Source organism: Nocardia spumae, assembly GCF_020733635.1.
In the GTDB taxonomy this organism is placed as follows: domain Bacteria; phylum Actinomycetota; class Actinomycetes; order Mycobacteriales; family Mycobacteriaceae; genus Nocardia; species Nocardia spumae.
The window spans coordinates 6,877,879-6,891,697 of sequence record NZ_JAJFZL010000001.1 but is presented as its reverse complement, the minus strand read 5'-3'; the positions used below and the strand labels follow the sequence as shown (position 1 = coordinate 6,891,697).

At 68.4% G+C, this 13,819-nt stretch carries 11 protein-coding genes; 4 read left to right on the top strand and 7 right to left on the bottom strand.

Features of this window, described 5'->3' with window-relative positions; translation table 11 throughout:
- Nucleotides 1-12 precede the first annotated feature (12 nt).
- Nucleotides 13-240: a 4Fe-4S dicluster domain-containing protein gene (locus LKD76_RS30810; protein WP_030516520.1), complete on the bottom strand. Its 228-nt coding sequence runs from the start codon at nt 238-240 to the stop codon at nt 13-15.
- Nucleotides 215-1,066 (bottom strand): GntR family transcriptional regulator, encoded by an 852-nt coding sequence (locus tag LKD76_RS30805; protein WP_227984938.1) that lies wholly within the window; start codon nt 1,064-1,066, stop codon nt 215-217. Before LKD76_RS30805 ends, LKD76_RS30810 begins: the two co-directional genes overlap by 26 nt.
- A gap of 498 nt (nt 1,067-1,564) precedes the next feature.
- Here LKD76_RS30805 and LKD76_RS30800 point away from each other — a divergent pair, with 498 nt between their 5' ends.
- A complete protein-coding gene (locus tag LKD76_RS30800; protein ID WP_227984937.1) occupies nt 1,565-2,836 on the top strand; it encodes an ROK family protein in 1,272 nt (423 codons plus the stop codon).
- A gap of 97 nt (nt 2,837-2,933) precedes the next feature.
- On the opposite strand, the gene LKD76_RS30795 is transcribed toward LKD76_RS30800, so the two are convergent.
- Nucleotides 2,934-4,445 carry a DUF2207 family protein gene (locus LKD76_RS30795; protein WP_308188606.1) on the bottom strand — a complete coding sequence of 504 codons (1,512 nt, stop codon included), beginning with the start codon at nt 4,443-4,445 and terminating at the stop codon, nt 2,934-2,936.
- Nucleotides 4,446-4,904: 459 nt separating this feature from the next.
- On the opposite strand from LKD76_RS30795, the gene LKD76_RS30790 reads away from it, so the two are divergent.
- Genes LKD76_RS30790 through LKD76_RS30775 form a run of 3 tightly spaced genes read left to right on the top strand, consistent with a single transcriptional unit; the run spans nt 4,905 to nt 8,253 of the window.
- Complete coding sequence (locus LKD76_RS30790) at nt 4,905-5,834, top strand: neutral zinc metallopeptidase (RefSeq protein WP_227984935.1); 930 nt, start codon at nt 4,905-4,907, stop codon at nt 5,832-5,834.
- A 4-nt stretch (nt 5,835-5,838) separates the two neighbouring features.
- Nucleotides 5,839-7,065 (top strand): neutral zinc metallopeptidase, encoded by a 1,227-nt coding sequence (locus tag LKD76_RS30785; RefSeq protein ID WP_227984934.1) that lies wholly within the window; start codon nt 5,839-5,841, stop codon nt 7,063-7,065.
- A gap of 9 nt (nt 7,066-7,074) precedes the next feature.
- Nucleotides 7,075-8,253, top strand: a complete 1,179-nt coding sequence (locus LKD76_RS30775; protein ID WP_305082774.1) for a neutral zinc metallopeptidase — start codon at nt 7,075-7,077, stop codon at nt 8,251-8,253.
- Here LKD76_RS30775 and LKD76_RS30770 read toward each other — a convergent pair.
- The 4 genes from LKD76_RS30770 to LKD76_RS30755 all read right to left on the bottom strand — a co-directional run bounded on the left by LKD76_RS30770 (nt 8,246) and on the right by LKD76_RS30755 (nt 13,528).
- On the bottom strand, nt 8,246-8,932 hold the full coding sequence (locus LKD76_RS30770; protein WP_227984933.1) for a TetR/AcrR family transcriptional regulator: 687 nt from the start codon (nt 8,930-8,932) through the stop codon (nt 8,246-8,248). The two genes, LKD76_RS30775 and LKD76_RS30770, sit on opposite strands and share 8 nt — an antisense overlap.
- Nucleotides 8,932-11,187 (bottom strand): MMPL family transporter, encoded by a 2,256-nt coding sequence (locus tag LKD76_RS30765; RefSeq protein ID WP_227984932.1) that lies wholly within the window; start codon nt 11,185-11,187, stop codon nt 8,932-8,934. The genes LKD76_RS30770 and LKD76_RS30765 overlap by 1 nt, the downstream gene beginning before the upstream one ends.
- 85 nt (nt 11,188-11,272) lie before the next feature.
- On the bottom strand, nt 11,273-12,583 hold the full coding sequence (locus LKD76_RS30760; protein ID WP_227984931.1) for an ammonium transporter: 1,311 nt from the start codon (nt 12,581-12,583) through the stop codon (nt 11,273-11,275).
- Nucleotides 12,584-12,676: 93 nt separating this feature from the next.
- Nucleotides 12,677-13,528: a hypothetical protein gene (locus tag LKD76_RS30755; protein WP_227984930.1), complete on the bottom strand. Its 852-nt coding sequence runs from the start codon at nt 13,526-13,528 to the stop codon at nt 12,677-12,679.
- Nucleotides 13,529-13,819: the final 291 nt, after the last annotated feature.

Genomic DNA, 13,819 nt, shown 5'->3' with positions numbered 1-13,819 from the left:
GCCGTTGCGCGATCAGCGCAACAGGTACGGCATGTTCACGGTGACGGCGCCGGTGGGACAGCGCGCCGCGCACGGGCCGCAGTACCAGCATTCGTCGACGTGCATGAAGGCCTTGCCGTTGTCGGGATTGATCGCCAGCGAATCCAGCGGGCAGATCTCCACGCACAGCGTGCACCCCTCGATGCACAGCGATTCATCGATGGTTACCGGGACATCAGCCCGCTGATTGACCGACGCCATGACGGCTCAGCCTCCAATCGTTGCCTTCGGTGGTGCGAATCAAACTGTTGCGCAGGGTGATCCGATCGCCACGCATGCGGATGTACTCCAGATCCACCGGCCGTCCGTCGGCCAGGTAGGTCAGCCGCTCCAGCAGCAGCAGTGCACTGCCCTCGGGCGCCTGCAGGGTGGCGGCGCTGTGGATATCGGCGGTGATGGCCTCTACCGCGAGATCGGCGGAGCCCAGCGACTGGCCGCTGATCTGCTCGATGAGCGCGAAGATGTCCTCCGACCGCAGATCGCAGTCCAGGACCTGTTCGCCGATATCCGGCGCCAGATAGGTGTGGTCCAGGCTCAGCGGCAGATCGCCCAGGTAGCGCAGGCGCTCCAGATAGACCGCGGATTCCCCCGGCTCGAGCCCGAGCCGGTTGGCGACCGCCGGCGGCGGGGTGAGGCGCAGCGCGGCGCGTACCTCGTTGCGGACCTCGCCGTGCCCGCGCAGTGTCTCCTTGAGTCCGCGCAGGCTGTCCAGGTCGTGATCGTATTTACGCTGCGCCACGTAGGTGCCCACGCGCGGCACCCGGCCGATCAGGCCCTCATCGCGCAGCAGCGCCAGCGCTTCGCGTACCGCGTTGCGTGACACCGCGAATTCCGCGGCGAGTTCGGCCTCGGTCGGCAGCGGGTCCGGGCATTGGCCCGAGTGGATCTGCTGCCGCAGCACATCGGCCACCTGGCGGGCGCGATCGGCCTTGCGAATGGACCGGGCGCCGGCATTCGGGTGCTCGTCGGAGGAGGCCGGATGCGGGCCCTCGGCATGCTGCCGCAGCGGTACCGGATCTGCCGTCATCTCTACCTCCTCACGCTCGTGACCAGCGGTTTCCGAGAGTAATGGGGGAGCGGTGAGGTCCGGTCCGCCGCCGCGGCGCCCGGGGGTGACGCAGATCGCTTTACGCCGCCCGGGGATTCGCCGGACCTGCCGTGATGGCGGGGTCGGCGGCTATTGCGCCACCTGCGCCCGCGGGCCCGCTCATTGAAATCAGGGTGAGTGCAATCCGAACGCGAGCCGTTCTCTGGCGGATGTCGGATTCGGGATGTTACCGTTCGATACATGTCCAACAGCCGCTCGAATCGCGCACGGGTCACCTATGTGACCGTGGCGCTCGGTGTGCGGCTGCCGCGGCAGCGGGAACTGTGTTGTTCCCGGCCGCGCAGCTGAGACCGCTCCAGTCGTCTGTCTCTCGACCCTTTCCGGGCCCTTCTCACTGCCTTGTTGCCGATGTAAGACCCATCCTTCGCGGGCAGTAGCAGACCTGTCCCCGCAGGACCGTGGACAAGGACTCCGCCCATGACGAGCCCCACCCTCGAACGTCGTTCCTCCAGTACTCGCCCGGTACGCAGTGTGCCGCGCCCGGTGGTACCACCGGAGTTGCGGATCACCGACAATCCGGCCGCGGCCGTACTCCGCGCGGCCACCCGTGGCCCGATCTTTCGCGACAACGCCGCGCAGACAACGGGTTTGAGTATAGCCACGGTGAATCGCCAAGTGTCGGCGCTACTTTCGTCCGGCCTACTACGAGAACGCGCCGATCTCACAGCATCCGGCGCCGTCGGCCGCCCGCGGGTCCCGTTCGAGATCGATACCGATCGTTTCGCCACCCTCGGCGTCCACATCGGTGCGAATCTGACCCGGATCGTGGCCGCCGATCTCTCCGGCCGCATTCTCGGCGGTCTCGAGATCGCCACCCCGCAGGCCGCGCAGGAAGCGGCCATCACCATCATCGCGCGCAGCGCCAAGGCATTCCTCGATCGGCTGCCGCGCCGCCGCCCCCTGTGGGTCGGTGTGGCCCTGGCGGGACGCGTCGATCCGGTGGCCGGTGTCGTGGATCATCCTCGCCTGGACTGGCAGTCGGCGCCGGTGGGCCCGATCTTCGCCACCGTCCTCGACCTGCCGGTTTCGGTGGCAGCGCACGTGGAGGCCATGGCCGCCGCGGAACTGCTGCTCAGCACGGGCGCGCCGGAACGTTCGCAGGAACGGCCGGGCAGCAGCCTCTACATCTACGGCCGGGAGACGGTCGGTGTCGCGGTCACGCTGCACGATCGGGTGTACACCCCGGCAAACGGGCCGGGATCGATCGCCCATCTGCCGACCGGATCCGATATCGATTGCTCGTGCGGCCGGCGTGGCTGCTTGGAGGCCTCGGTCGGTGAGGCCGCGGTCCTGGCCCGTGCCGTGCGGGCGGGCATCGTGCCGAAGCGGGAGGCGCCGCGTAAGCCGATGATCTCCGAGCTGTACCGGGCCGCCGAACAGGGTTCGGCGCCGGCTCGGGAGATGCTCTTCGAACGGGCCGAAATCCTGGGCCGCACAGCGGCTCTCGTGCGCGACATGTTCAACCCGGATCGAATCGTGCTGGGCGGCCAGGCCTTCACGGGCTACCGGCCCGGGCTGGAACGGGTGGTACAAGCCTTCGGCCAGGCCACCAGTCTCGCTCCCGCCGATCTGCGGATCAGCCGTTTCGGTGGGCGCGTGCAGGAACACGCCGCGGCCGTCACCTCGCTGAGCGTCTGCTACGCCGATCCGCTGTCGGCGCTGCGCCGGGCCACCCGGTCCTCGCGCTGAGCCGAATCTCGCGCTGATCCGACCCCCGAAGGGAGACGAATCCGGCTGTCGCGCACCCGCGACAGCCGTTCGTCTCCCGTCGTCGTTCGCGGGTCGCTCAGTGGCCGGAACCGCGCGTGGCGCCGAACAGACCCTCCAGCGCGGTGATGAAATACGGGAAGTGTCCGGCGAATCGGTGCAGATTGCGATCGCGTTCGAAACCGCCGAACCAGTACAGCCCGGCCTGACGGTCGGCCGCCAGGTCCACATCGCGGAAGGTGCGAATCCAGTTGTCGGTCCGGCCGCCGATGATGGTGAACGGCAGCGCCCGCGAGAACACCAGCTCGCGGTCGGCGGGGGCGACCTGATCCGGATGCTGGGCGTCGAGCCCGTTCTGGAGGGCCTTCACCTGGGCGGCCAGCTTCCGGCCTGCCGCCGTGCGCACCGGCAGGTAGCGGCCGAGCAGCAGCATCGCCGCACCGCCGAGTGCGATGGCCACGCCGACCAGCGCGTACCCGCTCGACACCGCGAGGCCGATGGTCGCTCCCACACCGATCACCAGCAGTGCGACGCCGACCCAGAAGGTGAGCCCCCGGCGCTCGTGATCGACCAGGGTGCCGCGTTCGATGGCGTCGCGACGCAGGGCCGAGCGCGCCGGATCGGCGGCGACCCGTCCCGGGACGCGCAGCTCGGAGACCAGGACCGACTCGGCGCCCTCGGGCAGCAGGGTCGCGTACACCTGCTTCTCGTAATCGCGCAACTGATCGTCGGCGGGATTCACCCGGGTGATCCGCCAATCCGAATCGCTGACCGGAGTGACCCACAGATACCGGCGAACCGCCAGGTCCACCACGGTCGCCGCGATATCCACGGCATCGGCGGAGCCGTCGAGCAGGACGCCGGCCTCACCCGGCAGGATCCCTTCCGGTGAGACGAATTCGGCGCGCTTGCCGTTGCGCCGTACCGGATCCAGGATCTCCGCGGAGGTCAGCGCCGCGGCGTCCTGGCGGCGCGCCCAGGCCAGGTAGCCGCCGAAGGCCGCCAACGTCAGGAGCAGCACGCCGAAGGCGATCAGTACCGGTGCGGTCACGGCGAACGCGCCGGAACCCTTACCACCGCGGATATCCGCATTCGGTTTCACCGTGCCGGGCGGCAGTTGCAGGGTGACGTCGAGAACATCGCCCTTGTGCAGATTCTCCTCGTGCATGGTGAGCACGCCGTCGGGCTCGACCCGCGCGTCCTTGCACTTGCGCGTATTGCCGGTCGGCCCGACGGTGCAGTCCGCGATGCCCATCTGATAGCTCGGACTGATGATCGATCCGTCGAAGCCGGCGACATCGGTGTTGAGCGCGCCCGACCAGCGGAACAATTGAGTGCCCGGCGCATCGCTGACCGCACCGTGCACCGTGTACTTGAACGAGGATTCGCCGGGCGGCGCCTCCACAGTGAACAGATCCCCCGACACCGTGGCCGAACCCGGACCGGTACTCGAGATATCGGTCACGCTGAAGCGACGTTCCCCATCGTCGCCCAGAGCCACCCGCAACGGCAGCACCATCCGGAACTGCCCACCCTCGGGAACCTTCACCGACTCCGCGACTTCCAGCAGTCCCTCGTCGCTGAGCTTCACGTCAGCGGTGATAGCGACACCGGCCGGCTCCTGCGCTTGCGCGGACGGTGCTGCGGCGAACAGTCCCGTCCCGACCAACAATAGAGCGCCGAGTGCGCCCCCCCGAAAGTTCAGCATGGGGCCCAAGCTTAGCGGTGGGGGCGATTACCGCATCTTGCTATTCTGCGTCAGCGGCAGCGACGATGTGGATGGACAAGGGGGAGCGGGGGAGTGAGTCGACCACCCTATGGGCACGGCCCGAATCCGCCGGTCGGGCGCCCTGTTCCGCCGTACGGTCCGACGCCCGGTGATCCGCGCCGACCCGCGGGTCCACTCCCGGGATACGGCCCGCCGCCAGGCTATGGTCCGCCCCCCGGATACGGTCCGCCACCGGGATACGCTGCGCCACCGGGATACGCTGCGCCGCCGGGATATCGGCCCCCGCCGGGGTACGGGCCGCCCCCCGGATATCGGCCGCCGATGCCGCCGCCGCGACCGTACGGTCCCGCCGGGTCGCGCCCCCGGCCGCCGAAGCGCGGCGGTGGTGGATTCACCGCGGCGATCGTGGTGGTGCTGTTGCTCGTGACGTCCGGTCTGATCCGCGTGGCGGTCCGGACCGGATTCGATACCGCGAGCCACGCCGGTGAGCACTCGAACTACACGTATTCGCCCACGCCCGGCCCGGATTCGCCGGGTGTGGCCGCGACCTCGACCAATCCGCTACTGGCCGATCCGGGTTCGCCACTGAGCCCGGCCCGCTGCGATTACGCGCCGTGGAGCACCCAGGTCGACGCCGCGCGAAAGTTCTTCGAAAGCGCCGCGGGTTGCCTGTCCGCGGCGTGGAAGCCGGTGCTGGAACAGAGCAAGCTCACCTTCACCGCGCCGAAACTCCTTGTCAGTGCGAGCACTTCGGGCATCACTACTCCGTGCAGCGGGTCCAGCAGCAATTTCGCGGCCTTCTACTGCGGCGCGGACCAGACCATCTACATGCCGATCAGCCAGCTGCAGACCGATATGTTCCACGACCACTGGGAGATCTACCTCTCGGTGTTCGCGCACGAGTACGGCCACCACATCCAGGCCCTGTCCGGGATTCTCGGCGCCGCCAACAAACAACGCCGCGGCAGCGGCCTCTACAGCTCGGAGGGCCTGGAGCTCTCCCGTCGAGTCGAGTTGCAGGCCAACTGTTTCGACGGCATGTACTTCGCCTCCTCGACCGGGGGGGCGTCGGTGACGCCGGTACAGGCGCAATCCGCGCGTAAGGATGCCTACGGCCGCGGCGACACCGCCGGTGACATGCGCGACCACGGGACCACCGAACACGCCGGCGACTGGTGGAGTACCGGATTCGACAAGAACGCGACCGCGCGGTGCAACACCTTCACCGCGCCGTCCGGACAGGTGAGTTGATTCGATGACACAGCCGCCGGGATATCCGCCGCCGCCGGGGTTTCCGCCGCCCGGCCGGCCGCCGTACGGTCCGCCGCCGGGCTACGGCCCGCCCCCCGGATACCCGCCGCCGGGGTATCCGCGTCCCACCCACGGTGCGCCGCTGCCGCCGCCGGGTGTGTATCCGATGGGACCGCACGGTCACCCGCCGCTGCCGCCGCCGGGCTACTACCCGCCGCCGCGACGCGGTGGCGGGGGCGGTGGAGCTCTCGGCGCCGTACTCGCCGTCATCATGGTCGTCGTGGTGGTGGGCGGACTCGTCGTGTTCGCCACCACGGGTGGCCGGGACACCGCGTCGGCGTCGTCGTATTCGACCTCTACTCCCAGCTACACCTATACGACACCGTCGTGGGCCACCGGCACCAGCGATCCCACGACCGCCGACGCGACGTCGTCGCGATCCTCCCCGACGACCCGGTCGGCCGCCCGCACCACTCGCGCGGCCGCGACCTCGACCAAACCCGCGGGACCGCAACCCGTCGCCGCGACCGCCACCAATCCGCTGTTCGACGACCACAATTCGGGTCTGATCAATATCCAATGCGGATATCCCCGGTGGGGTTCGGACGTCGCGTCGGCCACCGCGTTCTTCAACGCCGAGAAGGAGTGCCTGGATCGCATGTGGCAGCCGGTGCTCGCGGCCGCCGATCTGCCCTTCCTCAGCCCGACGGTCAGCGCGCCGGCCCGCGCGGTCGACGCCGTATCGCCCTGCACCAGCTCCGGCGGTAGCTACGCGGCGTTCTACTGCTCGGTCAACCACACGATCTACATGCCGCTCGACACCATCCAGATCGAGAAATTCGGCGACCAGTCCGAAATCTATGCCTCGGTCTTCGCACACGAATACGGCCATCACATCCAGGGGATCACCGGGATATCGGCCAAGGAGAACCGGGATCGCTCCAATGCGGGCGCATCCTCGTCGGCCGGGCTGGAACTGTCGCGGCGACTCGAACTCGAGGCCCAGTGCTTCGGCGGAATGTGGGTCGGCTCATCGCAATTCGTGGGAACGCTCGACGATGCCCAGGTAGGCCGGATTCGGCAGACCAACTATCGTCGCGGCGACGGCCAGGGCGATATGCGCGACCACGGCACACCCGATCATTACGGCGCGTGGTACGACCAGGGCCACGACAACAATCGCACCTGGATGTGCAACACCTGGGCCTCACCCTCGGACGCGGTCTCCTGACCTGATCCGATGACGCAGCCGCCGAGATTTCCACCGCCGGGACGCGGACCCTACGGCCCGCCGCCCGGATATGGTCCCCTGCCCGGATACGGCCCACCGCCGGGATATCCGCCGCCCGGACCGCGACAGCCCTACGGCGCCCCGCTACCGCCGCCCGGCGCGTATCCACGAGGGCCGCACGGTATTCCGCCGCTGCCGCCGCCCGGTTACTACGCGCGGCCCTATCCGCCGCCGCGCTCCGGCGGTGGCGGCGCCGGTGTCGTCTTCGCGATAGCGCTGGTCTTCGTCCTGATCGGCGGTCTGGTGGCATTCGCGACGACGGGCGGCCGCAACCACGCGTCGTCGTCGTACGCGACGTCGACCCCGAGCTTCACGTATACGACACCGACCTGGCCCACCACGACCGCGTACGCGACCACCACCCGCTCCTACGCGCGCACCACCTCCGCGGCGCCGACCACCCCCGCCGGTCCGCAGCCGGTTGCCGCCACCTCGAACAATCCCCTGTTCCGCGGTGACAACGGGCTCGACAACCACGCCTGCGACTATCCCGGCTGGGCGCCGAATGTCGTTGCCGCACAACAGTTCTTTCAAGCCGGGGTGGCCTGCCTGGACCGGATGTGGAGGGATCTGCTCGCGGTCCAGAACCTGCCGTTCTCCAGCCCCGGCCTCAGTGTGACCGACGGCGCGCCCGCCGCCTCGCCGTGCGGCGGCAGCCCCACGAATCCGGTCGCCTTCTACTGCAGTGCGAACAAGACGATCTACATGCCGTTGCAGTCGATCTTCACCAACGAGGATCCCGGCGATCCGATCATCTTCCTGACCATCCTCGCCCACGAATACGGCCATCACGTGCAGGCGTTGACCGGAATCATGGCCAAGCAGAATCAGGACGCTCGCGCGGTCGGATCGAGTTCGGCTGCGGGACTGGAGATGTCACGCCGACTGGAACTGGAGGCGCAATGCTTCGGCGGCATGTTCATCGGCTCGTCGACGGCGGCCGGAACCGTCTCCGCCGAACAGGCCGGACGGGCCCTCGACGACAACTACCATCGCGGCGATCAGCCCGGTGATATGCGCGACCACGGCACCGAGGCGCACAACGGCGGATGGCTCGAGTCGGGCTATCACAGCAACCGGGCGCCGAAATGCAATACCTGGCTGGCGTCCTCGGCCGATGTCAGCTGAGGTTGTGCTCGCGCAGACGGGCCAGCCATCGGGCGCCCTCGTCCGGACTGGGGGTCTCACCGCCGATGATGCCCAGCACCCCGAACCCGAGGCCGGTCGCCGCCATCACCCGGTCCGCGATGACCTCCACATCTCCCCACGGGAGAAAGGGTTTGGCGATCATCAGTGAGGCGATCCCGTGTGCGGCCGACCAGAGTATGAGCACCATCTGCATGGGATCGCCCGGAGGCAGCACACCGGAATCCATCGCGTCCCGCACGGTCTGTGAAAAGCGCTGGAACGCACCACTTCCGAGGACCTGATCCACCGCGGTCGGCCCGTCGCCCGTGGCGGAGGTGGCGACCCGGTACTGCCCGGGATGACTCAGCGCGAACCGCACGTAGGCCATACCCTGTTCGCGCATGCGGCTGATCGGTGACGCCGCCGGATCGGTCACAGCGGCCATGGCGGCGTCCAGATCCTCGAACACCTCGGCCACCGCCGCGTCGATCAACTCGGTCTTGTCGGCGAAGTGCCGGTAGATCGACGGCGCGGTGACCCCGACCAGGCTGCCGACCTCCCTGATCGACACCGTTTCGGCATTTCCGGTGCGCGCCAGCAGTTCTCGCGTCGCGGTGAGTATCTCGGCGCGCAATTCGGTGCCGGAGCCGCGCGCGGAACGCGGGCGTCGCGGGGACATCAGGGCCGCCCGACGGGTTCCGGTTGCGTCGGCGGTGTCGGCGGGGCGGCCTCCTCGGTCAGGCCGAACCGGTCGTGCCAGCGGGCCAGCGGAGCGGGCGCCCACCAGTTAGCGCGTCCCATCAATCGCATCAGCGCGGGCACGAGCAGCATGCGGATGATGGTCGCGTCGGCCAGCACGGTGATGGTGAGCCCGAGGCCGAGCATCTGCATGAACGACACTTTCGCGGTGACCATGGCGCCCAGCACGATCGCCATCAGCAGGGCGGCCGCGGTGACGATCCGCCCGGTCCGGGCCACGCCGATGGCTACCGAGCGTTCGTTGTCGGCCGCGGTGCGATCCGAGGCCAGCCAGGCCTCGCGGACCCGGGACAGCAGGAACACCTCGTAGTCCATCGACATGCCGAAGGCCAGGCAGAACATCAGAATCGGCATCGTGGGCACCAGGAAGCCGGTGGGGGTGAAGCCGAGCAGGTCCGCGAAGTGCCCGTCCTGGAAGATCCACACCATCATGCCGAACATGGCGGTCAGCGACAGCGAGTTGATCACCACGGCCTTCAACGGCAGGACGATGCTGCCGGTGAACAGGAACAGCACCAGGAAAGTGGCCGTCGCGATGAGAGCGATCGCCAGCGGCAGCTTCGCGCCCAGTGCGTTCAGGGAGTCGACGTTCATCGCCGCCGCGCCGCCGAACAGCGCCGGTACGGGCGCGGGGACCGCGCGCAGGGCCTGCAACTGATGCTTGGCCTGCGGCGAGAACGGGTCGAGTTTCGAGATGACGGTGAGGTATTGGCCGGCGTCGTTGGACATTCCGGGAGGGCCGCCGCCCATGCGCGCGCCCGAGACGTAGACGCCGCTGCCGGACAACACCGCGCTCACCCCGTCGACCTTCGACAACGCGGTGGCGTAGCCGGTGACGGCGGCCGGGTCGCTCGGTGCTCCCGGCAGCACGATCGTGGTGCCCGCGCCGGTGTTCACGGCCGGGAAATCATTGCGGAGGTCGTCACCCACCGCGCGACTGCTCGATCCGGCCGGCAGCACTCGGTCGTCGGGATAGCCGAATTTGACCCCGAGGAACGGCGCGCCGACCGCGAGCAGCACGGCGATGATCGCGATCGATACCGGCACGGCACGCCGCATCGCCCACACCACCCCGCGGTACCAACCGGATTCGGCCTCCGGGCGAGCGACGGGTGCGGGCCGCCGGACGAGCGTGCGCAGGGTCGTGCGCAGATTCCACGCGTTGATCCGGTCGCCGAGCAGGACGAGCACGGCGGGCAGGATCACGATCGACGCGACGGCCGCGGTCACCACCACCGCGACTCCGGCGTAGGCGAACGACTTCAGGAAGTACATATCGAACACACTGAGCACGGCCAGGGCGAGAACGACGGTCAGTGCCGAGAACAACACCGTCCGGCCCGCGGTCTGCACCGCGCGCACCGCGGCATTCGCATGGGTCCGGCCCGTCGCCAGTTCCTCCCGATACCGGCTGACGATGAACAGGCTGTAGTCGATCGCCAGCGCCAGTCCCAGCGCCGTCGTCATATTGAGCGCGTAGGTCGAGACATCGGTGAACAAGGTGAAGGCACGCAGCAGTGCCAGCGTGCACAGAATGGCGAAGAACCCGACCGCCAGCGGTAGCGATGCGGCGACGACGCTGCCGAACACCAGGATCAGCACGATCGCGGTCAGCGGTACGGCGATCCCCTCGGCCAGCGCCAGATCCTTGGTGACCTGGTTGTTGACATCGTGATAGATCGCCGCGACACCGCCCGCGTGCACGGTGATACCCGGTGGCATGTCGTCCAGGGTGCTCTCGATCTCGCCCGCGGTCCGCTGCGCCCGATCGTCACCGCCGGTCAGGTAGGCCATGACCAGGGCGCTCTTACCGTCGGTGCTGCGCAGGGCGGCGGCGAGCTGCGGCGGGCTGGTCCAGTACGAACGCACTCCGATCGCATCCGGGCGCGCGTCGAGCCGGTTCGCGATCTCGGCGCCGGCCGCGCGGGCCGACGCGGATTCGACGCCATCGTCGGAGTGCACCACCAGCACGAGATTGGGTTCGGCGCCGCCGAAATCATCCGCCACGAGTTTCGCGGCGCGCGTGGATTCGGCGTTGTCGGAGGTGAACCCGCCGGCCTGCAGGTGAGAGGCGGCGGTGGCGCCGAAGCCACCGCAGATCAGCGCGAGCGCGAGCGCCGCGAGCAGGACCTGTTTCGGATAGCGGGTGGCGATCCGCGCGATTCGGGTCAGCATGAGCGCTCCTCGGTGCCGCCGACGATTGGGTAACGGCGTTAGCGTAACGCCGTTACCCACCTAGGGCGCAAGGGCGCGGCGCCTTTCAGCGATCCCCGTCGCCGCTGGGGCGCTCATCGCCCCCGAGCGGATGATGGCCGAAGATCCCGCGCGGAGCGTGCCCGTGCACGCCTTCGACATAGGCCGTCTCGGCGTGCAGGGCGAAGTCGATACCGCCGACCTCGTCTTCCTTGCTGACCCGGAATCCCATCGCACGATCGATGACCTTGCCCACCAGATAGGTGACGCCGAAGGCCCACAGCGCGACCACGATCACGGCGACCGCCTGCTTGCCGAGCTGGGCGAGTCCGCCGCCGTAGAGCAGGCCGCGCGCGCCGCCGGTCATCACCCGGTTGGCGAGCAGGCCGATCAGCAGGGTGCCGACCACGCCGCCGGTGAAGTGCACGCCCACCACGTCGAGCGAATCGTCGTAGCCGGCCTTGAATTTCCAGCCCACCGCGAACGAACACACGACCCCGGCCGCCAAGCCCACGATCACCGCACCGAGCGCGTTCACCGAACCGCACGACGGCGTGATCGCGACCAGGCCGGCCACCGCGCCCGAGGCGGCGCCGAAGGTGGTCGGGCGCCCGTCGCGGATCTGCTCCACGATCAGCCAGCCGAGCATGCCCAGGCAGCCCGCGACCAAGGTATTGAGGAATACCGCCGCGGCCAGCCCGTCGGCCTTGAACGCGGATCCGGCGTTGAAGCCGAACCAGCCGAACCACAGCAGCCCGGCGCCCAGCAGCACGAAGGGCAGATTGTGCGGGCGCATCGCGTCGACCTTGAATCCGATCCGCGGTCCCAGTACCAGCGCCAGCGCGAGAGCGGATGCGCCGGAGGCGATTTCGACGACGAGGCCACCGGCGAAGTCGAGTGCGCCGAACGATGCCAGCCAGCCGTTGGGGCCCCAGACCCAGTGCGCGATCGGGGCGAAGACCACCAGCGTCCAGACCGGGACGAACAGCATCCACGCCGAGAACTTCGCGCGATCGGCGATCGCACCGCTGATGAGGGCGACGGTCAGGATGGCGAAGGCCAGCTCGAAGGTCGCGTACAGCAGTTCCGGGATGCCGCTGCGCACTGTGCCGGGATCGATGCCGATCATCGCGAAATGTTCGAAATTGCCGATCAATCCGCCGCCGGCGTCGTCACCGAACGACAGCGTGTAACCGAGCAGTAGCCACACCACGGTCACCAGCGGGATCGAGATGAAGCTCATCATCAGCATGTTCAGCACGCCGGTTGTGCGGACCATGCCGCCGTAGAAGATCGCCAGGCCGGGGGTCATGAGGAGGACCAGCGCGGTGCTGGCCAACAGCCACGCCGTGGCGGCGGGGTCGATGGTCGGGGGCACGGACAACTCCTTTTCCACACGCGATCGCGTGGGAAGAAAAGTACCGAATCGTCCGGAGCGGGCCGATGACCGCGTCGGATACTTCCGTTCGGATCATTTCCCGCGTTTGCGAGCCAGCCGGGCCAGCGCGCGGTGACCCCGGGCGCCGGGGACCGGCAGATCGTCTTCGACGGCGACCCATTCCGCGGTGGTCAGCCACTGCTGCTGGGCACGCACGTCGGCGGTGTCGTTGAATATCCGCCGTCCGCGGTCGTCGCGCAGATCGTGGGCGAGTACCGACCAGCGCGGGGGCCGTTGGTGCTCGCGGCGATAGCCGTCCAGGAATTCCGCCACCAGGGTGCCGATGGCGTTCACCGGCCGCAGCGACACCCGATTGCCGTATTTCGCCGAATGGAAGCGGCGACCGGCGCACAGTGAGCGAGGGGTGGCGTCGAACGCGATCCACCCGGCACGCTGTGCGCGTTCCACGAGCCACAGATGTTTGATCGCGTTCGGCGCGATATCGCCGACGTGTTCGCGGATCAGGGTGAGGACCGGGTCGGCGCTCAGAATGTCGCGCCGGGTGGGGCCGATGTCGTTCGCTCGCCGGAATTGCTCGGTCTGCTCGGCGAGCACGCGCCCGAATTCGTCGATACTGCGCTGCGCCCGCCGGCCGAGGCGTTCGATGCGTTCGGCCTCCGCGCGGATGCGGTTCTGGGTGATGTGGGTGTGAATCGCGGGCAGGGTCGGCACCTGGCCACGGTCCAGTAATTCGAGAATGGCGCCCGCGGTGGCGGGATCGGCGGCCGCGGCCACCGGCAGCGAGTCCCGGTTGCGGGAGAAATCGCGGGGGCTGATGGCACGGCTGAGTAGATCGGTAGCGGACCGGTCACCGGCGAACTCGGTCTGCGCGAGCCAGGCGGCGGCGATGTCGTCACACGACGGCACTGTCGTCAGTTCCTCCACTGGGGCCGATTCAGTGTTGTGCCCCGGTCGGGATGAGGGACCGACCGGGGACACCAACCTGATGAAGGTTTGGCTACCGAAGTTGCCGAAACCAACGGTAGTCAGACGAATGTGCGGGAGGCCAATCCATTGACTTAATCGTTACTTCCATAAAAATGCGCACAAACAGGGAAGGAGTTCGGAGATATTCGCGGAAAGTCGGAATGGGGGCGAAAGCCGTCCCGTATTACCGAGGAATCGATGTGTGGCGTGGGAGCGGGATCGTTGTGCCGGTCGGTTGTGCGGCCGGTG

Bases quoted from the DNA above. Each gene is read 5' to 3' on its own strand.
- LKD76_RS30800 (WP_227984937.1), top strand. From the start codon at position 1,565: ATGACGAGCCCCACCCTCGAACGTCGTTCCTCCAGTACTCGCCCGGTA.
- LKD76_RS30765 (WP_227984932.1), bottom strand. From the start codon at position 11,187: ATGCTGACCCGAATCGCGCGGATCGCCACCCGCTATCCGAAACAGGTC.
- LKD76_RS30810 (WP_030516520.1), bottom strand. From the start codon at position 240: ATGGCGTCGGTCAATCAGCGGGCTGATGTCCCGGTAACCATCGATGAA.
- LKD76_RS30785 (WP_227984934.1), top strand. From the start codon at position 5,839: ATGACACAGCCGCCGGGATATCCGCCGCCGCCGGGGTTTCCGCCGCCC.
- LKD76_RS30775 (WP_305082774.1), top strand. From the start codon at position 7,075: ATGACGCAGCCGCCGAGATTTCCACCGCCGGGACGCGGACCCTACGGC.
- LKD76_RS30805 (WP_227984938.1), bottom strand. From the start codon at position 1,066: ATGACGGCAGATCCGGTACCGCTGCGGCAGCATGCCGAGGGCCCGCAT.
- LKD76_RS30790 (WP_227984935.1), top strand. From the start codon at position 4,905: ATGCCGCCGCCGCGACCGTACGGTCCCGCCGGGTCGCGCCCCCGGCCG.
- LKD76_RS30770 (WP_227984933.1), bottom strand. From the start codon at position 8,932: ATGTCCCCGCGACGCCCGCGTTCCGCGCGCGGCTCCGGCACCGAATTG.